We start from the raw sequence: 25,405 nt of genomic DNA on the forward strand, positions 1-25,405 counted from the left end.
TTCTAAACTCATTCGATACCAGCCACATAGGCAGGGGATTTCCGAAGCTGCCGCGAAAGGCCCAATGACATAAGCGCCGCGAGTAGGAACGACGAGCCGAGGAGGAGCAACCCGGTAGTATCAGACCCAGTCGCACCTCGAAGAATTCCTAGAATATACGGGCCGAAGAACCCGCCGATTTGGCCGATTGAGTTCACCAATGCCAGTGCTACGGCTCCCTTTGCACCGGGAAAATGCTGTGATGGAAAGCTGTAGAGCAATGGGACGGCTGCTTGAATACAAGCTCCGAGACACAAGCCGGCGAACGCAACCGCTGCATTTGACGACAGACTGGATGCGAGCATCCCTACTGCGCATGTAACCAACACAATTGTCAACACCCGTGCGCGATGCCCGTGCTTACTGACATACCAAGACACGACGAACAAGGCGACTGTCGCCGTCAACCAAGGAATGCTTGCAAGAAGACCCGACTGGACGTTTGTAAGCGAAAACTTGTGCTTGATTATCTGCGGTAGCCAGTACGTCACCGAATAGAAGCCCAGCATCATGAACGTGTAGACCACCGAGTAGTACCAGACCTGCTTGTTTCGGAAGACAAGGCTGACCGCTTTCATTCCATGCGCATCCTCGTCGTCATCTGCTTTCCTGTCTCGATTGACCAACTCATTGAGAGCTGCAGCTTCAACCTTCGTTAGCCACTTCGCAGAGCCTGGATGACTTGCCATCACGATATAGCAGATGACGCCTACGACGACGGCGAGGCCTCCCTCCAATATGAACACCCATTGCCAGCCGGCGACGCCAAGGAACCCGTCCATGAGAAGAATCGCCGCCGTAAGCATGCTTCCAAGCGCAAGTGAGATAGGGATTCCGAGTTGATACAGTGCGTAAGCCTTCGTCAGCTCACGCGCCGGAACGAAGAGGCCGAGATAGAACAATATCCCAGGGTAAAAGCCTGACTCAGCCAGGCCCAAGAGCAAGCGCATGACATACAGCGATGCCGGCGTCTTCACTAAGGCTGTCGCGACACATACCAAGCCCCAGGTAATCATGATTCGCGCAATCCACACCTTTGCACCGTATTTCTTCAGCGCTAGATTCGACGGAATCTCGAAGATGAGATACGCGATGAAAAACAGGCCGGATGCCAAGCCGAATGTCTCAGGAGTCAACCCGATTGCATGCTCCATATCCGGACCAGCTACCGAGATGTTCGTTCGGTCGATGAACGATACAAACAGCCCAATGACCGACAGTGGGATGACGTGACGGAGCACCTTCGAGATGAGCTGCGCCTCCTCCGCTGTCCGCGGTTTTGCCTCTCGGCGGCCCACGGCCGCGTCTTCCCCGACGTCACCGGGCGTTTGCTTCGGAATCGCTGGATTCATAATCGCTAGTCTCCTCCAAATTGTTTCCTGCGACATGTTCCAAGTAGTCCTCAATTTTGACGAGAGGCATCGGAACAAGACGCTCACGCGTTTTACTTGCTACCGTCGTGTACAGAGACCGTCGGCTCGATTCCCTTGATGCCGCAGACATCTGCCCAGACCTCGAAACCATGCTGGAACGTGACGACGCCGCATTCCGGCAACGTGATTTCGATAGCTTCCAGAATCTCTTCCTTAGAGACGCCCAAGTCGAGCGCGACCCGGATATGCGCTGCAATTTGCCCGGGAGTCGCGCGAAGGACTGTCAGACTCGTGATGAAAATGAGTTCTTTGGTTTCCTTCGAAAGACGTCGCTGGTCGGTATAACAGGCTGCAACGAGGTTATTCGCAGCCTTGAGCGCGTCCATATCGGCGGCGGCCATGCGCTTGTGATACGGCAGAACGTAGCCGCGCACGCGCGCCATCTCGTTGATGTAGTCCAGCGCTTCGTTAGTTTCAGCCATTCGGTAAGCTCCTTTGAGCAAGTGGTGAGTTGAAGGTTCTGAGCTCAAACGAGCCCGCCATACTGTTGCTTGAAAATTTGCGGTAACGCCGCAAAGCGTGCTTGAGATACGTGATACTTGGCTGCGCGCGAAGCGCCCTCTGCATCGCCCGCGATAATCGCGTTGCAGATTGCCTGTATCTCCCTCAAGCTTTGCGGCAGCCGCTTATCCGCCGAAAGCGAATATCGGCGCAGCTGTTGAATTCTTGCGTGCAGCAATCGAAGCGCCGTGGTGAGCTCGGGATTGCCCGCGCCGGAAAGAAGCGCTTCATAGAACTGGTTCTTTGTGACAAGGATTTCATCGAGCGTTCCGCCGTTTATGGCACGTTCGATTCGACCCACTGCATCGGCAACCTTCCTCTTCTGCTCGATTGTCGCCTTCGCGGCGCATAACTCGCAGGCCAGCGACTCAAGCGCGCCTCTGATTTCGAACAAATGCTCAGCGCGGTCAAACGAAATCTCCGAGACAATCGCGCCCCGATGAGCTTCCATGTTGACGAACCCTTCTGCCTCCAACTGGCGCAGAGCTTCGCGCACAACGGTACGGCTTACGCCATACCGCTCACACAACTCTCGCTCGCTCAGGCGCGAGCCCGCTCGGAGTTCGCCCCGGCCGATGGCGGCACGAATTCCTAACGTCAGTCGAGTTCGCGTCGACGCCACGACCTCTTCGTTCTCTTCCAAGTTCTCTCTCACTCCGCCCCTCACGTCTGTCGTACAAAGTCTGCCAGCGAAGAGCAATTCTATCTGGGAATTGGCGCCCGGCGCGTGTGCGAGCCGTCTGTTCGTGCTTTCAATGGGCGGATTGTATGACAACAATAGCCGTGCAATCAATACCCGGGAAATCCCTTATCTCCAGATGGTCCCTCGCATAAACCCGCTTAAAAACAATGGCATATGTCAGATGCCGAAAGACATTTCTATTGTTTCATGCCGTGAGTGACACGCTTCTAGCGTCTTTTTCATTTACCCACCGCTTCGATTGTCGTACATTGCACGCAAGCTACTTCGTGGCCGGCTTTCCATCAACACGCAAAATCGGAGACGCACATGTCTGCTGCTACATCGGACCAACAACTTCTTGAACGCATGCGCATCCGCGAGGTCCTGGAGGACTATCTGGGCTCGTTGGACGACAAGGACTACGACGCCATCGCAAACTGTTTCACTGAAGATGCCGTGTCGCACTACAACAACGAGCCGCACGAACTGAAGGGCGGCAAAGGAGTTGCCGAATGGCTTCACCGGATGGCCGCGTATAACGCCACCATCCACGCGCTTGGTAATGCCCGAATCAAGGTCGACGGAGACAAAGCAGTTGCTCACAGCATCGTCACCGCGACGCTGCACGCTGGCGACGAGGGTTTCGGACGAGTCCAGGTGCGGACCATCGACTATGTGGACCAACTCGTGAAGGTCAACGGCGAATGGAAAATCGCAAACCGCATGCATAAGCCGACGATGCAGTATGACGCTCCGTCGCAATCGATGGTGCTGTACAAGGGCAAGGCGAAGTAAGCGCATTCGCTTCACGCGCTTGAGCGCCCTGTAGCTTCTTTAAAGCTTTCCATCCCGCCAACTTAACAACTTGAACCGTGTACGACTATGGCAACTAATTCGTTTAGCTGGAACCGCGCTGGAACCCGCCCGCTTCACATCGTCCTTCTCGACGGCCCCAACATGCCGAACCTGGGCAACCGCAACAAGCGTGTCTACGGGCCTATCGCTTCAATCGACGCTCTTCAAAGCTTCGTTAAGGAAGTTGGCGAAAAGCTGGGCGTGACGGTCGAAGCTTTCGCGTCCAATCACGAAGGCTACCTTCTCGATGAAATCCACCGAACAGCTGCTCACGCTGACGCGTACATTCTGAATCCGGCGGGCCTGACTAAAACCGGCGAACCGACGCGGCACGCCCTCGAAGAGACCGGCAAGCCCTGGATTGAAGTGCACTTCTCGAATATTTCTGCTCCCCCGTGGTCTGGCCGTGGTCTCCCGGGCGGCCCGTGGGAGTCAAACTTCACCCGCTCCGCCACGGGAATGTCTATGGGCCTGCGTCACCACAGCTATTTGGCCGCCTTGATTGGACTCGTTTCGGCAATTGATGATGAGGATTTCCTCGGCAAGCAGGCGTGAGCTGGTTGCGCACCCGAGATTAGCGCCATGACTGAATTATCTAAGCTCTTTCGAGAGAAAGAATGGCTCGCTCGTGTCAGCAGCGACCCTGAGTTCAAACAGACGTCCCGCTGGACCGACGTGACCTTCGTCATCACCGTTGACGGCGAGAAAAAAGCGTACCGGGTTCACGCGGCGACCTTGTCGCCCGCTGATGTGGCAGCGGGCGAAGCGATTGTGGAACTAGAGGGCTCGACCCGGGTTTGGTGCGAGTTCCTGAAGCCCTTTCCGCCTCCTCATCATCACCACGTACTTGCGATGGACCGTCGTTGCGACGACTTCAGTATCGCTTCGGGCAGACATGCACTAATTCAGAATCTGCGCGTGCTTACCATTGTGCTCGATTTAATGAGGACGTGCGGCGTGCAACCAGAGGCATCAAAATGACCAACGTTGAACCAATCGCCGGGCGGTACATTACTGTCGACATCGCGGGTCGTCCAAACCGAATCTACTTTGAAGAATCGGGAGCTGGTCAGCCTGTGGTCTGCCTTCACACGGCCGGCGCCGACTCTCGCCAGTACCGTCACTTTCAGACCGATGAGGCGGTGCTGTCGCGCTTCCGGGTCATCGCGTTTGACCTGCCATGGCATGGCAAATCGTTGCCGCCCGAAGGCTGGTGGACCGAGGAATACCTGCTGTCATCCGAGTTATACGTCGAAACTGTGATGACGGTAATACGCTCGCTTGGCCTCGTTCGGCCTATCGTCATTGGCTGCTCCATGGCGGGCTCACTTGTCTTGGAACTAGCAAGGCTCCACGGAGACGAGCTGGGCGGTGTCATTGGCTTCTCGGGAGCCGCCCATGTCCAAGGACGATTCCAAGATTGGCCGTTGGCACCGGATATAAACAGCAATCAGTCGGTACCGTCCTGGACGTACCCCTTAATGGCACCGCAAAGTCCCTTGTCGGCACGCAAGGAGGTGTGGTGGATTTACGCCCAAGGCGGCCCAGGAGTCTACAGAGGTGACACCTACTTCTACAGTTCCGGGCTTGACCTTCGAGGGCGTGAGGCCGAAATCGACACAAAGCGCTGCCCAGTGTATCTCTTCACGGGCGAGTTCGATTACGCGTGTTCCGCGGACGAAACTGAGGCAACCATCAAAGCCATTCCCGGAGCGAAGGGTGGCCGGATGAAGGACATCGGGCATTTTCCAATCTCGGAGAATTATCCTTTGTGTCGCGAGTATCTGATGCCAGCCCTCGACGAACTGAGCAGTCTTCCGTAACGCAAGTACCGCGAGACATACAGCGCGCCGCGAACCGCGCCACATGTATCGCCGCACTACGCTGACCTTTTCCTACATCGCTTTGTTTTTGCGACGCTTCGCGAGCATTCTGATAGCTATGAACCCAATCACACTTCGCGACCCGTCCCTGCTGCGGGACCTATGCTTCATTGACGGCACATGGCAAGGTGCCTCGAATGGGGAAACTTTTTCGGTCATCAATCCCGCGACGGGCGCAGTCGTCTGCACCGTGCCCAAGATGGGCCGAAGCGACGTTAGTCGAGCCGTCGAAGCCGCGAATGTTGCTTGGCCCGCATGGCGAGCCCTTACAGGGAAGCAGCGTGGCGTGGTGCTTCGGAAGTGGTACGACTCACTGATTTCGAACATCGATGACCTCGCCCTAATCCTGACGACCGAGCAAGGAAAGCCTCTCGCGGAGGCGAAGGGAGAGATTCAGTATGCAGCGTCCTTCATCGAGTGGTTCGGCGAGGAAGCAAAGCGCACGAATGGCGATGTGATTCCGACTATCGCCGGCGACAAACGGCTCGTTATTACAAAGGAACCCATCGGCGTCTGCGCTGCAATCACTCCATGGAATTTCCCTGCGGCGATGATTACGCGCAAGGTCGGCCCAGCGCTAGCCGCGGGCTGCACGATAGTGGTCAAACCTGCGGAAGCGACACCGCTTACCGCCCTCGCGCTGGCCGTGCTCGCAGAGCGCGCGGGCGTTCCGAGCGGCGTGCTCAGTGTTGTTACCGGGGACCCTGTCGAAATCGGCGAAGAGTTGACTCGGAACCCGATGGTGCGGAAGCTCTCTTTTACGGGGTCCACACGGGTTGGGAGCTTGCTGATGGCGCAAAGCGCACCGACTATCAAGAAGCTCTCGCTTGAGCTCGGAGGAAACGCGCCATTCATCGTATTCGAAGATGCTGACCTCGACGAAGCGGTGATAGGCGCAGTCGCCTCGAAATATAGGAACTCGGGCCAGACTTGCGTTTGCACCAACCGCTTTTACGTGCACGACAAAGTCTACGACGATTTCGCGGAACGTCTTTCTGCAGCCGTTCGCGCATTGAAGGTCGGCCCCGGGACAGATGCTGACTCGATTGTTGGCCCTCTGATTAACGAAGCTGCTGTGCGCAAAGTCGAGGCCCACATTAGCGACGCGGTTTCGAACGGCGGAAAAATCCTCGTCGGCGGAAATCGCCACAGCCTCGGACGTAGCTTCTTCGAACCTACGGTCATCGCCGATGCGTCGCGGTCGATGCTTGTTGCGCGGGATGAAACTTTTGGTCCGTTGGCGCCTTTGTTCCGCTTCACATCAGAGGAGGAGGTCATCGGGCTTGCGAACGATACGGAGTATGGGCTGGCATCGTATTTCTATACTCGCGATGTTGGACGGGTATGGCGAGTAGCCGAAAAGCTTGAGTACGGAATGGTCGGCATCAACACCGGTCTCATATCGAACGAGGTCGCTCCGTTTGGCGGAATCAAACAGTCAGGCCTCGGCCGGGAAGGCTCCCATTACGGAATCGACGAATATATGGAGCTGAAGTACATGTGCATGGGCGGCATCTGACAGCAGACGGCCGCTACCGCTTACCGAACTTTTGGCGCTCCTCATTCCGACGAGCGCTTCTCTGGGGTTCTCATCGCCCCGTCAGCAGCCGTCCAACGAGTTGGTTGCCGGGGCGGTTGTCGTGTATGGCTAAAATATGATTCCGTCACACCGACCGTTTCCGGTTCGCTCGCCATGTCGAACTACTTCCATTACGACCTACAATCGCTCCGACTCTTCATTGTAGTCGCCGAACTCGGAAGCTTGACGAAGGCTGCTGAGCGTACGAGCCTAACACTGGGAGCGGTAAGCAAGCGAATTGCGGACCTGGAGCGAAGCACGGGGTGCTCACTGCTGCTTCGGCAACCTCGTGGAGTCGAGCTAACAGGCGCAGGCAAAGGGCTGTTGGCCCATGCGCGGCAGGTGGTTGAACGCGTCAATCGGATGGCCACAGAGATGAGCGACTACGCGACCGGAGTCCGAGGCCATGTACGGATGTGGGCAAACACATCCGCCATTGTGCAGTTCCTCCCACGCGACGTTCGTATGTTTCTCGCCGACAACCCTAGCGTCAAGATTTCACTTGAAGAGCGCCTGAGTGGAGACATCATCGGGGCAGTACGAGGCGGCGAGGCCGACATCGGCATCTTTGCCGACAATGTTCCAGCCTTGGGTATCGAGAAGGCTGTTTACCGTTGCGACAAACTCGTGCTTCTCGTCCCCAATAATCATCCCCTCGCAACCGAGCAGAGCGTATCGTTCGTCGATACTCTCGACTATGAGTACGTCGGCCTGAACGAAGGCAGTTCTCTGCTGGCACGGTTGCTAGCCGCTGCATTCTCCGCTGAGCGCACGCTCAAGGTGCGCATCCAGGTCAGCAGCTTCGACGGGATATGCCGCATGATTGAGCAAGGACTGGGCATCGGAGTTCTGCCGGAGGCGGCGGTCCGAAACGAAATCCTCGCCGCCGGGCTGCGTCAAGTTCGACTCTTGGACGATTGGGCGGATAGAACGCTGTTCATTGGTGCTCGCTCGGTCGATGCGCTGTCACCGGAAGCAGCACGCCTCTTCAACTTCATGGCCGGGCGCACCCACGCGTAGCGCCCGGGGACCCTTTCCAACTCGGAAAGGGTCCTTGAAAATTCATCGATTTTCAGTTCTCACAGATTGTCGCACAGTGAAGCATCGGTTAAACGACGTTTCATAGGAGACAACCGTGACGAAAAAGCCGCTCGAAGGCATTCGCGTGCTGGAGATGGGTCAGCTCATCGCTGGTCCTTTTGCAGGAAAAATGCTGGCCGAATTCGGCGCTCATGTGACCAAGATTGAGCCGCCAGGAACCGGTGACCCGCTGCGCAAGTGGCGGCTGCTTCACGAAGGAACGTCTGTCTGGTGGGCTGCTCAGTCCCGCAACAAAGAATCTTTGACACTCGACCTTCGCTCGGCAGAAGGGCAAGAAGTCGCTCGCAAGCTCATTGCCGAGAGCGACGTGCTCATCGAAAACTTCCGCCCGGGAACGCTTGAGGGATGGGGGATGAGCTGGGACGAACTCCATGCCCTTAATCCGCGTCTGGTCATGCTGCGGGTATCGGGATATGGTCAGAGTGGTCCTTACCGTGACCGACCGGGGTTTGGCGTTGTGGCAGAAGCAATGGGCGGCTTACGCCACCTCAGCGGTGAGCCGGGTCGTACGCCCGTTCGCGTCGGGGTTTCCATCGGCGACTCCCTTTCCGCGCTGCACGGCGTAATCGGCATCCTCCTGGCACTTCGTCATCGCGACCAGAACGGTGGCGATGGGCAGATGATTGATGTCGCTCTCTACGAGTCCGTCTTCAACATGATGGAGAGCCTTCTGCCCGAATTCTCCGCGTTCGGCGCAGTACGCCAGCCGGCCGGTAGCAGCTTGCCGGGTATCGCCCCGTCGAACGCTTATCGCTGTGCCGATGGCAAATATGCGCTCATCGCAGGTAATGGAGACAGCATCTTCCGACGCCTGATGGACGTCATCGGACGTCGCGACCTCGCGGACGACCCCTCTCTTGCGCAAAACGACGGCCGCGTGAACCAAGTCGAGCGCATTGACGCGGCTATTGGAGAATGGGCGAGCCGGCAGCCACTCGGGGATGTTCTCGCCGCGCTCAACGAGGCGCGAATCCCCGCGGGCAAGATTTACGACGTCGCCGACATCGCTCAGGACCCGCACTACCACGCCCGAAACATGATTCTCGAGACAAAATTGCCCGATGGGACGCCGGTTCAGGTTCCCGGAATCGTTCCTAAGCTTAGTGCGACTCCCGGAACGGTTGAATCTGCTGCGCCAACTCTGGGCGAGCACACGGACGCCGTATTGGAGCGAGTTGGCATCGACCAAGCAACGCGAGACGCATGGCGCTCGCGGGGCATTATCTAAGAGGGGAGCCGTGATGAAAGGCAAACGCGTTTATATCCAAGAGGTCGCTACTCGCGACGGCTTTCAGAATGAAGCGCAGTTCGTTGACACCGACGCGAAAATCGCGCTGGTTGACCAGCTGAGCGCATGCGGGTACGCCAAGATTGAAGTCACTTCGTTCACATCTCCCAAGGCAATACCCGCACTGCGTGACGCCGAGGCTGTCATGCATGGCATCAAGCGCCATGAAGGCGTGATTTACACGGTGCTCGTCCCAAACATCCGAGGTGCTGAACGAGCTCTGTCGTGTGGCGTGGACGAAGTTAATCTCGTGATGTCGGTCAGTGAAAGCCATAACCGCACGAATCTGCGCATGAGTCGCGAGCAGTCATTCGCCCAGCTTCGGGACGTAATCGGTGTCGTGAAGCAGACGAAAGTAGCAATTAACGTTTCGCTTTCCACCGCGATGGGATGTCCGATGGAAGGCGACATCGACCAGACTGAAGTGCTCCGATGGATGGAGCGCTTCGCCGCGGAAGGCGTTCACGGTGTAACTCTCTGCGACACGACCGGGATGGCCTTCCCTTCACAAGTCGGCACCCTATGTAGCGCCGCGCTCGCCCAGTTCCCGGAACTCGAACTGACTCTGCACTTCCACAACACGCGCGGTATGGCTCTTGCCAACACATTGGCAGCTCTCGGTGCGGGTGTCGACCGGTTCGACGCATCCCTGGGCGGACTTGGCGGCTGCCCATATGCGCCCGGCGCGACGGGCAATGTATGCACGGAAGAACTGGTGCATATGTTGGAGCTCGACGGCTACGACACCGGGGTGAACCTAGCTGAACTGCTTTCCGCATCAGGTTCTCTTCCCCGCCTTATCGGCCATGACGTTCCAAGCCAACTGCTGAAGGCTGGCCGACGCTCCGATTTGCATACGATGCCATGCCTGTCGAATGACGGTCTCCCGGAGCAACGCGCATTTGCCACCGGAGTGTGAGATGACCTTTATTGACCACCTTGACCATCTGGTGTTGACCTGCGTCGACCTCGCCGCAACGAAGCAGTTCTACATCGAAGTGCTGCAAATGCAAGTCGAGACATTCGGCGAGGGGCGCACCGCGCTCAAATTCGGAAATCAGAAAATCAATATACACGTCAGAGGCGCAGAGTTCGAGCCCAAAGCGCATTTGCCCGTACCTGGTTCGCTTGACCTCTGCTTCATCGCTGCGGTTCCGTTGGACGATGTCATTTCGCATCTCAAGCAATGCAATTGGCCAATCTTGGAGGGCCCGGTGGAGCGTACCGGTGCGGTCCAGAAAATTCGCTCCATCTACGTTCGCGACCCAGACCTCAACCTCATCGAAATCTCGGAACTTATCTGATTAGCGCAGTAAAAAGATTTACCCATCAGCTCGGCCCACAGTAATACCTGGGCCGATGGGACAGAACTCGTCCTAAGACGGTGAACGGCGAATAAGCCGACCCGCAAAGTTAAATATTCCTAGTAGGAGACAGCGATGAGCATCGCAACGGAAGCTAGCGTCGAGCCACAAGCCCGCCCCCGTGTCAAGAAACGGTGGTACCAACATCTTTATATCCAGGTACTAATAGCAGTCATTCTGGGTATCCTTCTTGGCCACTTTTATCCGTCGATTGGCGAGGCGATGAAGCCGCTGGGAGACAACTTTCTAAAGCTCATTAAGCTCATGATTGCACCGCTCATTTTTTGTACGGTGGTGCATGGCATTGCCAGCATGAAGGACATCAAGTCGGTTGGCCGGGTGGGCGTGAAGTCTCTCATCTACTTCGAAGTGATGACCACGCTTGCACTTGCAATCGGGCTGATTGCGGTCAACCTCATGAAACCCGGAAGCGGGATGCACATTGACCCGAAGACACTCGACGTCTCCTCGATTGCGGCTTACACCAAAGCTGCTCACGACCAGAGCGTCGTCGGTTTCCTGTCACACATCATTCCGTCCACTGTGTTCGGGGCCTTTGCCGAAGGCGACATCCTGCAGGTGCTGTTCGTTTCAATCATCTTCGCCTTCGCTTTGCAGATGCTCGGCGAACGGGGCAAACCTCTGCTCTCAGTCATTGATGCAGGCGCCAACACGTTCTTCAACATGGTCCGCATCGTCATGTACGTGTCGCCAATCGGCGCCTTCGGTGCTATCGCATTCACCATCGGGAAGTACGGAATCATTTCGCTGGCCTCTTACGGTCATCTGCTGCTGACCTACTATCTCACTGGGCTCGTGTTTGTGTTCGTGATTCTCGGCCTGGTCTGCCGTTTGGCTGGCTTCAGCCTCATCGCATTCCTCCGTTACATCCGCGAAGAGCTGCTGATTGTTCTTGGCACGTCGTCCTCGGAATCTGCGCTTCCTCGGCTCATGGCGAAGCTCGAGCGCCTGGGATGCGAGAAATCGGTCGTCGGGCTTGTTGTGCCCGCCGGCTACTCGTTCAATCTGGACGGCAGTTGCATCAATATGACTGTGCTCGCCCTCTTCATTGCGCAAGCAACCGACAGCACCCTCAGCATCGGGCATCAACTTACCCTCCTCCTCATTCTCCTACTTACGTCTAAAGGTGCAGCAAGCGTCAGTGGCGGAGCTTTCATCGTTCTGGCAGCAACGCTTAGCTCTGTTCCAGGTATTCCCGTCGCAGGACTGGTTCTGGTTCTCGGTGTCTACAGGTTCATTTCGGAAGGAGGAGCTCTCATCAATGTCATCGGCAATGGCATCGCAACCATCGTGGTCGCGAAATGGGAGCGAGCATTGGACCGCGATACGTTCAAGTTGGAACTCGCTCGCGGCCCCGGGGACGACTAGGCGAACGCTAATACTCAGAATCGGAAGGTGTGCTCGCGACGGACGCAGTGGGGAACACCCTTCCAACGAACTCACCTTTTGAGGAAATCTCCAATGTCATCGGCTTCGAATTTACGGGTTGTTTTCTTGGACAAGGCAACAATCCCTCCTACTACAAGGCTGAAGGAACTTTTGTTTCCTCACACGCTTGAGTTGCATGAGGCGACGAACCAAGGCGAAGTTGCCGAGCGTATCAGTGATGCAGACATTGTCATCACGAACAAAGTGAAACTCGGTCGCGAGGTCGTCGCGCAGGCACAGAAATTAAAGCTCATCGCGGTAGCAGCAACGGGCTCGGACAACATCGACTTGTCGGCGTGCAACGAGCGTGGCATTACTGTGTGCAACATCAGGAACTACGCCGTGAACACGGTGCCAGAGCACACGTTCGCTCTGATTTTCGCTCTCCGTAGAAGTCTCGCGCCGTACCGTTCGGCGGTACAGGCCGGACGGTGGGGGGAGTCGGGTCAATTCTGCTTCTTCGATTTCCCTATCAGCGATTTGGCGGGGTCGACACTGGGCATTATCGGTGACGGTGCCTTGGGGAAAGCCACGGCTGAAATCGGCAGGTCGCTTGGAATGAAAGTGTTATTCTCAGCATATAAGGGGCGTAACGACATGGGTGCGCTCTATACCCCTTTCGAGCAAGTCCTTGCCGAGTCCGACATCATCACCCTGCACTGCCCTCTGATTGACGAGACTCGCAGCCTGATTGGCGATACCGAATTTGAGCAAATGAAGCGCCGACCGCTTCTTATCAACACTGCCCGGGGCGGTCTCGTTGACGAGTCAGCGCTAGTGCGCGCCATAAAACGCGGACAAATTTCCGGTGCGGGATTCGATGTTGTTACCGAGGAACCGCTGTCGAACGAAAACCCGCTGAACGACATTCTCAGTCACCCGGGATTCATTCTGACTCCCCACATCGCGTGGGCAAGCAAAGAAGCAATTCAGTCGCTCGCTGACCAGCTCATGGATAACGTCAACGCCTATGTTCAAGGCGCACCCAGAAACGTGGTAAATAAACCTGACTGACGAATACGTGGCGGCAGTGGCAAGAGCATGCCGACCATGACCGCGACGACAACTATCGCTATTTTCACCAGCCTCCTCCGTACCAACTTACTTCCAAATTGTGCGAACCGTTTGTGGCGAATTGCTTGCGGCGTCGGGGACTGTGCGTTTGCCTGAATAGTTTCGTTGAAGGCGTCTCCAGAACCGTGCATTTGCACGATGCCTGCACTCGGTCGTGCCCATACCGTCGGGCGAACCAACTTTGGAGAACGCCTTTCAGTGAAAATAAGCAGTGGACAGCACATGACTCGTGCCGGGCTTAAAAGCCTTGCTGCCACAAACCGCGCATGAAGATGCTCTCTCGTATGGCACCGGGGTGACCCGGCGCCTCTCGCATCGTGCGCTCAAACTCGATGGGCAGCGAGTTCCGCGCCTTGTCTTAGCGCCTCGAGCATGCTTCCTTCGTCAGCGATTCCTTTGCCAGCGATGTCGAACGCAGTACCGTGGTCGACCGATGTGCGAATAACGTCCAAACCCACGGTCACATTCACACCAGCTTCCAACCCTAACACTTTCACAGGCCCGTGGCCTTGGTCGTGATACATCGCCACAACTAGGTCAAAATCGCCTCTACCGGCCCGGAAAAATAGAGTGTCCGCTGGGAGAGGCCCGGTGACGTCGACCCCAAGTTCTCGCTGCTGCTGGACTGCCGGAATGATTTTCTCTTCCTCTTCACGATAGCCAAACAATCCGTTCTCGCCTGCGTGAGGATTGATTCCGCATACGCCAATACGCGGGCTTTGAATGCCAGCTTTTTTTAAAGTTGCATTACCGCGTTCAATTGTTCTAGAGACCAGGCCCGGTTCGATTTTTCTGACTGCGTCTAGGATGCCGATGTGCGTCGTTACATGGATGACGCGCAACTGTGGCGCAACGAGCATCATCGAAACTTCGCTCACTCCTGTCAGTTCGGCAAGCAGCTCCGTATGGCCTGGATAGCGGTGACCGCCCGCGTGCAGCGCCTCCTTGTTCAGCGGCGCGGTGCATATCGCGTCAATCGCACCGCTTTTCGCGAGGTCAACGGCGCGCTTGATGAATTGATATGCAGCGTCACCCGCCACCGCGGAGAGTCGACCAAAGGGCAGGTCTGCGGGGATTAGACCAAGGTCGATACAGTCGATTTTTCCGAGTCGATATTCCGCCTCGCTTGGGTCTGCTATCCTCGCAATCGTTACGTCTGCTCCACAGATTGCAGCAGCCCGTTCGAGCCGCGCGGCGTCGCCAATGACGAGAGGACGACATATCGCCGATACGCTTCGGTCAATAAGCGATTTGACAACAATTTCAGCGCCAACGCCTGCAGCGTCGCCCATTGTGATACCAATGATAGGAAGTTGTTCTTTCATCAAAAATCTCCAACAAAAGTAGCTGTTAGCAGTTACCGCTGACACATTCAAGATTCGCGTTGGCTCTCAAATATGTCCAAGCGTCAAGCAAGGCTGAGTCGGTTCCAAATGCGCCCGCCTTCGTTATGAGGCGAAGTGTCGATTCCTGCTCGTCTGTGCGCGCTAGAAGCACGTTGATGCCAGTCTCAACTTCACCGATGACTTGCAGGGTGTGGAGACCGGCTACCACTGCAACGGCCCTCGCAGTGTCTCCACCCGTGGCTATCACACCACCGGATAGCCGCAGCGCAGGTTCGACGAGGCGGGCAAGCTGTTGGGAGAGCTTAGAACTCACTGAATTGACTTCGGAGCCTCGCGCGATAGTCACGAGAAGGTCGCAGCCAGCTTGCATGGTTTCCGCCCCAAAGTCTCTATGCTGGTTCCAGTCGGGATGAGTTGGCCCTTCGGTGAGCAACTCGGGTCGTATTTCCAGCACCCTCATATGACTGCCCTTGAGCAACTTCGCGCATTGGCGGTCACTGACTGCGGAAATACTGCCGACTACGACCAAGACGGGTCCGCGCCTTGACGCTCGAGCTCTGAACTCAACCGGTCTTGATGCGCTAGGCCTTTCTGCCGTCGCCAACTCGCGTGCGAGACCGCCCGAGCCCACCCAAAAGAACGGCACGTCCCTTTCCATTGTCTGACACGCAAGACTTCGAAGCCCATCGTCAGTTCTTGTGTCAATCACTAACGCTTGGAATCCTTCATCGATGGCATCCTTTATGTAGAAGGATAGGCTGTCATCGCGAGCTGCCAGGGCGCTCACATCGACGACTGCCGCTCTCATCCCCGCGGCGCGAAGCTGGTCGGCAAGATTTGATGCCCGGCCCCTACACTCGAGCAGCCAAGTTTCCGTCTCCTCAAGTTTCTCGCCGTAAACGTAGACGTTTCCATCGCGTACAGTTCGGCCCATCGCGGGAAAAGCGGGCGCTACAACGGGAAATCCGGCGACAGCTCGAAGAGCGCCCACCTCCTGCGCCCAGTTTCCCCTCATCGTCGAATCAACCTTCTTGTATAAGCGTTGGTCTGGCAGCCTCAACGAGTTATAGGTTCTCAAGGTGAGCTCGGCTGCATCATCGCTGCAGAGATGCCTTGTGTTTGTATCCACGGCCACTACATCGGCCAACTCGCCGCATCGTGGCATCCGCGATTCAACCGCCAAGAGAGCCGAGTACCCGCAACGGGCAAAGGCTGTCGCACAGTCGGCCGCCCCTGTCAGGTCGTCGGCTAATATCAGGGTTCTCATCTTTCCTTGAAGTGTTCGTGGTTCAGTTCGGCGATGCCGTTGCGGAAGCGACCATCACAGGCATGCGGTCTTGAGATGGTCTTTGCCCGCGTTACTGGCTGTTCCTTGATTCGCGAAGGCGAACTCGGAACTGCTTCATATCAATCGCGCCTTCCCAGCGAGCGACTACAACCGCCGCGACGCCGTTCCCGAGCATGTTGACAATGGCGCCGCCGATTGAGATGAACTGATATATGCCGAGAATGATTGCGACGCCGGCGACAGGGATGATGTGAGTACTCGCCAGCGTTGCCGTAAGAACGACCAGAGAGCCACCCGTTACAGCTGCCGCACCCTTCGATGTAAGCAGTAATACGGCAAGCAGCCCCAATGTGGCCCCAAGGCTCAGGTGAGTGTTCGTTGCTTGCGCGACGAACATCGCCAAAACCGTGAGGTTGATACATGTTCCATCTTGATTGAATGTGTAACCTGTCGGCACCACCAACCCAACAACGCTCTTCGGAACCCCCAAGCTTTCAAGCTTTGCCATCAATCTAGGCAGGGCCGCCTCAGAGGAAGAAGTTCCGAATACGAGGAGAATTTCGTCCTTGAGGTAGCGCATGAACGAAAACAGGTTGAACCCGGCAATCCATGAGACGGTGCCCAAGCAAGCGACTAAGAAGAACACCGCAACGATATAGTAGACGGCGACCAAATAGGCGAGCGAACCCAAAGACCCGATACCATAGCGACCGACGGTAAACGCCATGGCTCCGAAGGCGCCGATAGGAGCTACCTTCATCACATAGTTGATGGCGCCGAAGAAACACTGCGCCGCGAGGTCGATAACCTGAACAAGCGGTTTTCCACGTTCACCTAACGCGTTAAGAGCGAACGCAAACAAAATCGCCATGAACAGAACCTGCAGAATCTGCCCCTCCGAGAAGGCGCCGACAAAGGTGTCAGGGATGATATGGAGGAAGTAGTCCGTCACTCCTCCCATCTTTTTTACGCTACCGGATATGCTGCTCAGAGACGAACTGTCAATCGTCGTTACGTCTACGTTCATTCCGACGCCCGGACGAAAGATGTCCATTCCAACTACTCCGAGTACCAGAGCGACCGTCGTCAGAATCTCGAAATAGATTAGAGATTTGAGGCCAATCCGGCCCACTTGTTTTACACTTCCAACACTTGCGATGCCATGCACCACTAGGCAAAAGATAATTGGGGCAATAAGCATCTTCACGAGTTTGATGAAGCCGTACCCCAACGGCTTCATCTCCTGAGCGAACGATGGATAGAAATGGCCGAGCGTGACACCCAAGAGAATGGCCAACATAAGCTGGAATCCCAAGCTCTTATAAAGCGGGCGCCGCTTAGCTTTTTTGCCCGCAATTTCAACATCCGCGCTCGAAGGCGCACTGGTTCCGAAGTCCACGATTGTCTCCTTCTCCGACTTACAGTCGAATCTTTATTTGGTCAATGCACGACTTCCCCGGTCCAACCTAAGAGTTGGTACTGAACGACTCTTCTGGATAGAACGTCGGGGGTGTCTGCCGCTCTGAGGCTCTGGTTACGAGACCAAATGTGGACTTTCGTCTCGCTGCGCCGCCGGGACTTCAATTTCGAAACGGCGGCTCAAATCAATGAGCGTGTTGATGACTTCCGCAGGCATACTGATGCCGTCTTTCATTTGGCGCGCGAAAGTTCTTGCTTCAATCTCACCAGGTACGAAGACTTCCTCGACATCAGGCGCCCGCTTGCCCTGTTTGATGAAGTCGATTTGCGTATCCATATTGCTTTTGAATTCGTCGACTTCAGTAAGGAAATCCAGTCGGATTGCACAGAACGAGTGTCCTATGTTAAGCGGCTCAAGGTCTTCGTAAACGTCCTTGAGCGTCGGCCCGATGGCGGCTCCTGAAATCATCGAGGAGAGCATCCCGATGGCAATGGACAAGCCGGAGCCTTTGTAATCGCCCATTGTGCGCAGGAAGCCGTCTATCGCTGCACTTGGGTCCGTCGTTGGCGAACCATTCGCGTCCAACGCCCACTGCTCCGGGATTTTCGACCCTGTCTTCTGCGCCATAATAATCTTGCCCTTGGCGACAACGCTCTGCGCCATATCGAGGACGAGCGCTTCGTGGCGCAATGCGGGGAAAGCGATGCTAAATGGATTATTCCCGATTTTCCGCTCAGCTCCTCCGTGAGCTGGCATAAGGTTGCCGCCACCGATAGAGCTGCAGAAGCCGACCATGTCTCGCGACGAGGCCATCATCGAGTAGTAGGCCACAGCGCCGTTGTGATTGCTGTTGTTGGCCGTGACGAAGGACACGCCATGAGTATTAGCCAACTCGATGGCTTTGTTCATAGCTAGACACGAAACGACTTGCCCGGCGGCGTTGCGACCGTCCACGAGCGCCATCGCGCCTCGCTCCCTGACGACGGCGGGCGTGCCTAGGGGGTCGACGCTCTTCGCATCAATGCGTTTCACATACAAAGGGACTCTGAGGCAACCGTGGGAGAACACTCCGCGCGCGTCCGCAACTGCAAGCGTCTCTGCCACCAGCGCCGCGTCGTCCGCACGCATTCCGACTGCCCGGAAGATGTCGGCGACCCAGGCGCGAAGCGTGGCAAACTCAATATTGACCGTGGTGTTGAAGAAATAGTGTTTCAAGTCGTCTCCTGATTTCCAGCGGTATATGGCCGCGTCACCAACTAATGCAAGGTCCAGGCCAGGCGTTTGAGGGCCGTAGAGAAGCCCCGTACAGCAAAACGTTGCAAGGACAGGCCGCGAAACGTTGCACGACGTTGCATTTCGTCGCATTCCGTTGCATTCTCCGTATGGGCGCCTCGACCGGGGCGTTGCAAAGTCAACGAGGCGTGCATGACCGTAAAGATTGGCTTTATCGTTCCGAGCGAAGAGATGCGATTGCTGGCGATTGAAACGCTCTCTGGCCCGGCCGACATAAAAGTCCGGGTAGGCTTAGTGACCGATGCTGACGGCATAGCCGCAGAGCTAGTTGCTGACGGCGCCGAAGTGATAGTCGCGCGAGCAGAGACCGCGCGCTCACTGAAGCGCAGTCCGCTCCGCGCCCCGATTGTCGAGGTGCCGATAACAATTTCCGACCTCATATACGCGATAGAGGTCGTGAAGCCTCACGGACCAAAAGTTGGAGTTGTCTGTTTTCCGACGATGGTGTACGACCTGGAATGGGTGGGCAATCTTCTCGGCGTAGAACTGCGGAAGTATTTCATCACGAACAGCGACGACGTCGAGTCGGCGATTCTTAATGCGCGCAAAGACGGGCACCACTCCATCATTGGCGGCGGCATCAGCGTGAAATGTGCAGCGCGACATGGCATCAACGCGGGTTTGATTCCAATGGGTCGGGAAGCAATCAATCTTGCTTCTCAACAGGCTCATCAAATCGCGGCTGCCATGGACCTTGCCAGGGAGCGCAGCACGATTTTTTCTGCGGTCTTCGATAACGCCCATGAAGGCATCGTCGTAACCGACTACGATGGCAACATAACAGCGTTCAATCCCTCCGCTGAAAGGCTGACTAGAATTCCTCGTGCGAGAGCATTAGGCGCGAATGTGAACGACGTGTGGCCCTCTTTACAGTTGCCGTCCACAACGCGAAGTGAGTCGAAAGAGCCCGATGCCGTAGTTGAGGTCGGTGGTGCACGCCTTGTATGTGTTAGAGCGCCAATAGTCGCCAATAAGAAAGTAATCGGTGCTGTCGCAACATTCCAAGAAGTTGACCGCATTGAGAAGATGGAAGCGTCGATTCGAAGAAGGACGTACGCGAAAGGCCACGTTGCCAACTTTACGTTTGAGCATGCCATCGGCAAGAGCGCGGCGATTGCCGCGATTGAGCAAGTCGCGAAGGACTACGCGGCATCAAGCTACAGTGTGCTAATTTTGGGTGAAACTGGCACCGGTAAAGAGGTGTTCGCGCAGAGTATTCATAATTGTTCAAAAGTCGCCGATGGTCCATTCGTCGCAATCAACTGCGCCTCGCTTCCCGGCCAGATTCTCGAAAGTGAACTCTTCGGATACGTTGCGGGCGCATTCACAGGGGCAAGCCGTGACGGCAAGCCTGGCCTCTTCGAGGTTGCGCACAATGGGACCATCTTCCTCGACGAAATTGGAGAGATGGACTACGGCAATCAGGGACGGCTCCTTCGCTTTCTTCAGGAGCGGACCGTTCGCAGATTAGGCTCTGACCGCAATGTTCCCGTAAACGTCCGAATCATTGCGGCGACGAATAAGAATCTCCAAACTCTTGTCGCCGAGAAGAGCTTCCGAGAAGACCTTTTCTACCGGCTCAATGTGCTGACGCTTACATTGCCGCCGCTCCGGGATAGGGCCGGCGACGTGAGGCTCTTTGCAAATTCCTTCCTCAACCAGTATGGAAGAGAAAATGGCAAACAACTCTCCATGGAACCGGCTGCGCTGAAACGGCTGGAACTTCATCCCTGGCCGGGCAATGTCCGAGAATTAGAGCATTGCATGGCACGACTCGTAATCACGAGCAAGAGTCAGCGAATATCCGCCCAAGAAGTTGACCAGATACTGCAGCTTCGCGCGCCAGAGAAAGAGTCGTCGCACAAAGTCACGGAGATTATAGACGCGCTAACGGCATGCCGTGGCAAATATTCGGAAGCCGCGTCGATGCTCGGCGTGAACCGTTCTACGTTATGGCGTTGGATTAAGCAATATGGACTTCAAGACGCCCGAGAAAACAGTGGCAAGTGAAGAAGTGAGTTGCATGCGTGACGGTCGAAACTTGTCTTCTATAGACGGCGCTAAGCGCAGCGTCAGGCTGCGGCCACCTCACGCATGACACGCAGTCCGTCATCAAGACTTTTTTAGGGGCCGCGTCTTCGGCGAAAAAGGACGGTTGGCGCCTTCGAGGCGGTGGTTCCGGGAATCAAAGCAAGGCTTATATCTGGAGCTTGGCAAGTGGAATGTCGATGAACGGGACCTCTGGCCTACAGGTTTCTCGTCCGATAGCCACCTTTGTAGTACCACTTTGCGCGGAAGGCTGCGACCAGCATCCCGCGCTCTTTCCGTCTTGCTCGACTCTGCGATGCTTCCAACCCGTCCATACAGCCACAGGGGCTCGGCGGAGTTCGGTGAACGGGTCGACGACTCTCCTCGCCTTCCAACAGGCTCTTGCTTGGGCTTTACCTCGCGTCGGCCAGCTCAAGTAGGCTCTGCGCACGCAAGACGACGGGCTTGTCCACCATCTTCCCGTCGACCGAAACCGCACCTCCGGCAGAGATACGGAAAGCTTCGAGCACGCGCTTTGCCCAGTTGATGTCGGATTCCGAAGGCGCATACGAACTATTCACCGTCCCGACCTGCTTCGGATGAATGCAAAGCTTGCCAGCGAAGCCCCATCGCTTCCCGTTCAGGGTGTCGCGCGTGAGGCCTTCAACGTCATTGATGTCAGTCGTGACGCCGTCAATCGGAGCACGAATGCCTGCAACACGGGACACGGTCGACAATTGTGCGCGGTATGAATTCAGCTCGGCATTCTCGAGCTCCATGTTCATGTCGACCATGAAATCGAGGGTGCCGAACATAAGTTGCTTGACGAATGGAGCTTTCGCGATTTGCAGAGAATCCCACATGCCATGCGCGCTCTCGATAAGTGGATAGACGGGAATCTTGGCTTTGACGAGTGAGACTAGGTCCGTTACATCCGACGCGCTTTCAGCTTTCGGAAGAACAACGCCACGAACCCCTGGCAACTTGCACAATAACGCGTCTTGTTCGAACCACGGAGTTCCCCGTGCGTTCACGCGGAGGAACACCTCCCGGCCGGGACTAAGGTAGTCCGCAATCATGTGGCGTGCCTCGACCTTGTCATCAGGTGCAACAGCGTCTTCCAAATCGATGATGACTGCGTGAGCGCCGCTCGCAAGCGCTTTGTCAAAGCGTTCCGGCTTGTTGCCCGGCACAAAGAGAAAGGAACGGTGAGTTTGGTTGCGAGTTTGAGGCATCTTGCTTCCCTATCTAATTTCTATTCAGCGGTTTCGAAATTGAGCGCTCGCCAGCATGCCGAGTGCACCGCGGGCGTCTATGACCCGCATTCTTAACAGGCTGGAATCATCCGCGTCGGCCCATGCCTGGAGCTCGAACCCTTCATCAACAAGAAGCGGACTGACACCCTTGAACTCAAATCCGCTCAATCGATGTCCAGGCCTGCAACTACTCGCGAAGTTCTGCAAAAGTGTTGCGGTCAACGGACCATGCACGACGAGATTTCGATAGCCCTCTACTTCACAGGCATATGACTTGTCGTAGTGGATGCGGTGCCCGTTGAACGTCAGTGCGGAATAACGAAATAGAACGGTGCTATCCGCAGTGAAGGTCTGCCTGAATTCGCTGGGAGCATCAGGCGCAGGCTGTGTCATCGGAGATGCCGAAGATGCCTCGCGATAAACGATGTCTTGTTCTTCGAAAATGCAGCCTTCGCCGTCTACACTAATTCGATGTTCAACGGTGACGAAGCAGAGCTTCCCCGCCCGACCTTCCTTCTCGACATGCTTGGCGATACGGCTCGTGCGCGTCATCTCGGAGCCAATTGGCACCCCCCGTAGATACTGAATCCGACTGCCCGCCCACATCCGTCGTGGCAGCGGAACTGGCGGAAGGAAGCTGCCTGGTGTATCGCGTCGCGGATGTCCGTCCATGCCGAGCTCGCTGCGGCGGGCGACCGGGTTGAAAAAAAGCCATTGCCACCCAGGTGGCAGGGGATTGCCTTCGGCGACGTCCATCGAAACATCGAGTGTCGCCGCGAGTGCTTCTACCCGGCGTGCGTCGACGTGCTCATGCAGAATCTCAGTGCGGCTGGTCCAGCCGACATACAAGGTGTCAACGTCCATTTCCCTTCCCGTTCATCGAGTATCGACGGCCTTACTGCTCGCGCGCCAATTCAGCACGCGCGATGGCTTCCTTTCTTTGCTTCGCTCCCGAACGCGCTGCGAGCAAGAGCGCACCACCCACAACACCGGCCACACCAAGTGCCACGAATGAAGGGCCGAAACCAGGCGACAATGATTTCGTGTAGCCCACAATGAGCGGCCCCAGAAACTGTCCAAGAAAGCTCCCGCCTCCAATCACGATGCCAACCGCCGGCACAGCCTTACGCAGCGGTAGAATCTCGGTGAGATAAGACGAGATGAGCGGTGTCGGCATTTTAAGCATGAAGCCGACGGCAAGAATCAAGGCAATTTGGAGATAGAGAAGCTGCGCCGAGACGCCCGCGAGAACACACAGGCACAGACCCGAGATAATCATCGGCACCGCCGCGTGCCAGCGGCGCTCCTGCCCATGCTTGTCCGAGCGATTGGTGATGTAGTAGATGCCGAGCATCGACATGACGAACGGTGCGCCGGACAAGACGCCGACCATCATTCCGCTGATGCGGCTATCAGACTTGAAAATTGTCGGTAGCCATAGCGTGAGGCCGTACAAAATAATCTGGCTGCAGGCGAAACCGATGAGGAGCATCCATACCGAAGGTTCTTTGAAGATGGTGGCCCAAGAGTCCACATCCTTGTCCTTGTCCTTGTGCGTGGCCTGCTCTTCAGCCAGAGAGTTCTGGATTTTCTCACGGTCGGGCGTAGATAGCCAACGCGCTGCTTCGAGGTTTCTAGGAATCGCGAAAAACCACACGATGCAGAAGAGGACAGCCGGTAAGCCCTCGATGACCATCATCACGCGCCAGTTGTGATGTGCGAGCACTGCAGCAGATATCGGCCCTGCGAGAAAGCCGCCCGCCGCGACGCTCAGATTCCACACGCCGAAAGCGCGACCTCGCTCCGGCTTCAGAAACCATTGCGCCAGCAGCATCGACGTGGCCGCGTAGATTGGACCTTCTGCGAGACCAAGCACGAACCGAATCGCGAGGAGTTCCTCAAAAGTGCGGGCGAAGCCGGTCACCATGGCAATGCTGCCGAATAAGACGAGGCAAATCCCAATCAACTTTCTGGGTCCGAGCCGAAGCGCGAGAATGCCCGCAAGCAATTGCGTGACGATGTAACCCCAAGCGAATGCTCCGCCAATCCATCCTGCCTGAACCGACGTCAGACCCATTTCCTTTGTGATATGGGGCAAAGCCATTCCCACGTTGACGCGGTCGAAGAAGGAAATCATGTACATGATGAAGGCGGCCGGCATGATAATCATCCAGCGCTTCTTCAACGTGTCCGGTATTGAGATTCCGGTATTTGCATCCATTTGCTCGTCTCCTGCGGATTAGCCGCGCGTGCGGCACCGTCATCGTTAAATTGCTTCAGTTATTTGTAGGGTCGCGCTCGGGGCCAGCCACCACACCTGCATCGTGCAGCTTTCCGATAGCTCCGCTATCCAGCCCTAACAGTTCGTACAGGACCTCGTCTGTGTGCGTTCCAAGATACGGCGCGGGTTGCATCGGTTTGCGCGACAACGCGCTGGCTCGCACCGTTGCTCCCGCGCTGATGTGCTCGCCAATACCTGGCGTTTTCATGCGTTCGAAAATCGGGTTTGCCGCTGAGACGCGCTGGTCGTTTGCAAGCAGTTCTGTCACCGTCTGGTACTGGCCCCAGCAAACCTTGTTTTCTTCGAGGGTGGCTTTAGCTTCTTCGAAATTTCGGCCGGCGAACCACGGTTCGATGAGGGCTGCGATTTCATCTCTCGCTTCGAAGCGCTGGGCTTCATCGGTGAAGTCGAGACCTATCCGCGTTTGGAGCGCTCCAACCGCCTCCGCGATGCCGCAGCAACGGACCAGTGCCTGCCATTGGCCCGCTGAAATTGCGACGACCATGACTCGCTGAGCGTCCTGCGTCGCGAAATCGCGCCCGAATGCGCCGTAGAGATGGTTGCCAATCGACGGCCGGTCCTCTTGCAGCAATTCGGCCTCGGCCAGCAAGCCGAGATGCGACAGCGCGCCGAAGGCGGTGTCCGATAAGGCAAGCTTCAATTCACTTCCGGCTCTGGTCAATCGCCTATGATTGACGGCGGCAAGCACCGTGAACGCAGCCTGATACGCGCACGCAATGTCCCAAGCCGGCAGCACGTGATTGACGGGTCGTTGCACGGAACCACCGCCCGTCACCGCAGGGTAGCCGGTTGCACAGTTGACCGTGTAATCAACGGCCGTACTCCCATCGCCATTACCCTGAATCGTGCACGAAATGACATCGCGCCGCCGCTTTTCGAGCACGTCGTGCGCCAACCACGGCGTACCCATGTTGGTGAGCAGCACGCCGGCATCATCGCCAGGCGCGGTAACGAGCGCCTGAATCAGTTCGCGCCCTTCCGGCTTGCGCAGGTCGACTGCCACCGAGCGCTTACCTTTGTTGAGCGATGTCCAGTAGATGCTCCGCCCTCTGCCGCTCGGATGGGGCATGCGCGGCATGCGGCCATAGTCGATGCCACCGCCAATCATATCGATGCGAATCACATCGGCACCGAATTGCGCGAGCGTGAGCCCAGCGAGTGGAGCAGCGATGAACGCTGAACTCTCGATGACCCGCAGTGAGTTGATAAAAGGATAGGTCATGG

At 56.4% G+C, this 25,405-nt stretch carries 23 protein-coding genes; 12 read left to right on the top strand and 11 right to left on the bottom strand.

Features of this window, described 5'->3' with window-relative positions:
- Positions 1–8: 8 nt before the first annotated feature.
- The 3 genes from QCE58_RS11825 to QCE58_RS11835 form a co-directional block, all read right to left on the bottom strand.
- Positions 9–1,391, bottom strand: coding sequence for an MFS transporter (locus QCE58_RS11825; RefSeq protein WP_250521285.1), 1,383 nt, complete (start codon positions 1,389–1,391; stop codon positions 9–11).
- A 92-nt stretch (positions 1,392–1,483) separates the two neighbouring features.
- Entirely contained in the window at positions 1,484–1,894 is a 411-nt protein-coding gene (locus tag QCE58_RS11830; RefSeq protein ID WP_250521286.1) for a carboxymuconolactone decarboxylase family protein, read from the bottom strand.
- 44 nt (positions 1,895–1,938) lie between these two features.
- On the bottom strand, positions 1,939–2,616 hold the full coding sequence (locus tag QCE58_RS11835; protein WP_250521287.1) for a GntR family transcriptional regulator: 678 nt from the start codon (positions 2,614–2,616) through the stop codon (positions 1,939–1,941).
- A gap of 366 nt (positions 2,617–2,982) precedes the next feature.
- On the opposite strand from QCE58_RS11835, the gene QCE58_RS11840 reads away from it, so the two are divergent.
- From QCE58_RS11840 to QCE58_RS11890, 11 genes are all read left to right on the top strand, one after another.
- The gene (locus QCE58_RS11840; protein WP_250521288.1) at positions 2,983–3,450 is read left to right on the top strand and encodes a nuclear transport factor 2 family protein; all 468 of its coding nucleotides are present in this window, start codon (positions 2,983–2,985) and stop codon (positions 3,448–3,450) included.
- Positions 3,451–3,537: 87 nt separating this feature from the next.
- Entirely contained in the window at positions 3,538–4,065 is a 528-nt protein-coding gene (locus QCE58_RS11845) for a type II 3-dehydroquinate dehydratase (protein WP_250521289.1), read from the top strand.
- Between the two features lie 27 nt (positions 4,066–4,092).
- Positions 4,093–4,491, top strand: coding sequence for a hypothetical protein (locus QCE58_RS11850; RefSeq protein ID WP_250521290.1), 399 nt, complete (start codon positions 4,093–4,095; stop codon positions 4,489–4,491).
- The gene (locus QCE58_RS11855; protein ID WP_250521291.1) at positions 4,488–5,333 is read left to right on the top strand and encodes an alpha/beta fold hydrolase; all 846 of its coding nucleotides are present in this window, start codon (positions 4,488–4,490) and stop codon (positions 5,331–5,333) included. The genes QCE58_RS11850 and QCE58_RS11855 overlap by 4 nt, the downstream gene beginning before the upstream one ends.
- Positions 5,334–5,451: 118 nt before the next feature.
- Complete coding sequence (locus QCE58_RS11860) at positions 5,452–6,912, top strand: NAD-dependent succinate-semialdehyde dehydrogenase (protein ID WP_250521341.1); 1,461 nt, start codon at positions 5,452–5,454, stop codon at positions 6,910–6,912.
- Positions 6,913–7,086: 174 nt separating this feature from the next.
- Positions 7,087–7,992, top strand: a complete 906-nt coding sequence (locus QCE58_RS11865; RefSeq protein WP_250521292.1) for a LysR substrate-binding domain-containing protein — start codon at positions 7,087–7,089, stop codon at positions 7,990–7,992.
- Positions 7,993–8,107: 115 nt separating this feature from the next.
- Positions 8,108–9,301: a CoA transferase gene (locus tag QCE58_RS11870; RefSeq protein ID WP_309779577.1), complete on the top strand. Its 1,194-nt coding sequence runs from the start codon at positions 8,108–8,110 to the stop codon at positions 9,299–9,301.
- 13 nt (positions 9,302–9,314) lie between these two features.
- Positions 9,315–10,280, top strand: coding sequence for a hydroxymethylglutaryl-CoA lyase (locus tag QCE58_RS11875; RefSeq protein ID WP_250521293.1), 966 nt, complete (start codon positions 9,315–9,317; stop codon positions 10,278–10,280).
- A gap of 1 nt (position 10,281) precedes the next feature.
- Entirely contained in the window at positions 10,282–10,665 is a 384-nt protein-coding gene (locus tag QCE58_RS11880; RefSeq protein ID WP_250521294.1) for a VOC family protein, read from the top strand.
- A 135-nt stretch (positions 10,666–10,800) separates the two neighbouring features.
- Positions 10,801–12,114, top strand: a complete 1,314-nt coding sequence (locus QCE58_RS11885; protein WP_250521295.1) for a dicarboxylate/amino acid:cation symporter — start codon at positions 10,801–10,803, stop codon at positions 12,112–12,114.
- A gap of 93 nt (positions 12,115–12,207) precedes the next feature.
- Positions 12,208–13,188, top strand: a complete 981-nt coding sequence (locus QCE58_RS11890; RefSeq protein WP_250521296.1) for a D-2-hydroxyacid dehydrogenase — start codon at positions 12,208–12,210, stop codon at positions 13,186–13,188.
- Between the two features lie 383 nt (positions 13,189–13,571).
- On the opposite strand, the gene pdxA is transcribed toward QCE58_RS11890, so the two are convergent.
- From pdxA to QCE58_RS11910, 4 genes are all read right to left on the bottom strand, one after another.
- Positions 13,572–14,573 (bottom strand): 4-hydroxythreonine-4-phosphate dehydrogenase PdxA, encoded by a 1,002-nt coding sequence (gene pdxA, locus QCE58_RS11895; protein WP_250521297.1) that lies wholly within the window; start codon positions 14,571–14,573, stop codon positions 13,572–13,574.
- 25 nt (positions 14,574–14,598) lie between these two features.
- Positions 14,599–15,861: a four-carbon acid sugar kinase family protein gene (locus QCE58_RS11900; RefSeq protein WP_250521298.1), complete on the bottom strand. Its 1,263-nt coding sequence runs from the start codon at positions 15,859–15,861 to the stop codon at positions 14,599–14,601.
- 91 nt (positions 15,862–15,952) lie between these two features.
- Entirely contained in the window at positions 15,953–17,281 is a 1,329-nt protein-coding gene (gene dctA / locus QCE58_RS11905) for a C4-dicarboxylate transporter DctA (RefSeq protein ID WP_250521299.1), read from the bottom strand.
- A 135-nt stretch (positions 17,282–17,416) separates the two neighbouring features.
- Positions 17,417–18,517, bottom strand: a complete 1,101-nt coding sequence (locus tag QCE58_RS11910; protein WP_250521300.1) for an Ldh family oxidoreductase — start codon at positions 18,515–18,517, stop codon at positions 17,417–17,419.
- 210 nt (positions 18,518–18,727) lie between these two features.
- Between QCE58_RS11910 and QCE58_RS11915 the strand changes: the two genes are divergently transcribed.
- A complete protein-coding gene (locus QCE58_RS11915) occupies positions 18,728–20,605 on the top strand; it encodes a sigma 54-interacting transcriptional regulator (RefSeq protein WP_250521301.1) in 1,878 nt (625 codons plus the stop codon).
- Between the two features lie 431 nt (positions 20,606–21,036).
- Here QCE58_RS11915 and QCE58_RS11920 read toward each other — a convergent pair whose 3' ends face one another.
- Genes QCE58_RS11920 through QCE58_RS11935 form a run of 4 tightly spaced genes read right to left on the bottom strand, consistent with a single transcriptional unit; the run spans position 21,037 to position 25,403 of the window.
- Positions 21,037–21,858, bottom strand: coding sequence for a CoA ester lyase (locus tag QCE58_RS11920; RefSeq protein ID WP_250521302.1), 822 nt, complete (start codon positions 21,856–21,858; stop codon positions 21,037–21,039).
- 24 nt (positions 21,859–21,882) lie between these two features.
- Positions 21,883–22,743 (bottom strand): MaoC family dehydratase N-terminal domain-containing protein, encoded by an 861-nt coding sequence (locus tag QCE58_RS11925; RefSeq protein WP_250521303.1) that lies wholly within the window; start codon positions 22,741–22,743, stop codon positions 21,883–21,885.
- A gap of 31 nt (positions 22,744–22,774) precedes the next feature.
- The gene (locus QCE58_RS11930) at positions 22,775–24,100 is read right to left on the bottom strand and encodes an MFS transporter (RefSeq protein ID WP_250521304.1); all 1,326 of its coding nucleotides are present in this window, start codon (positions 24,098–24,100) and stop codon (positions 22,775–22,777) included.
- Positions 24,101–24,155: 55 nt separating this feature from the next.
- Complete coding sequence (locus QCE58_RS11935) at positions 24,156–25,403, bottom strand: CoA transferase (RefSeq protein ID WP_250521305.1); 1,248 nt, start codon at positions 25,401–25,403, stop codon at positions 24,156–24,158.
- Positions 25,404–25,405 lie beyond the last annotated feature (2 nt).

The organism is Caballeronia sp. LZ028, from assembly GCF_031451415.1.
Taxonomy (GTDB): Bacteria; Pseudomonadota; Gammaproteobacteria; order Burkholderiales; family Burkholderiaceae; genus Caballeronia; species Caballeronia zhejiangensis.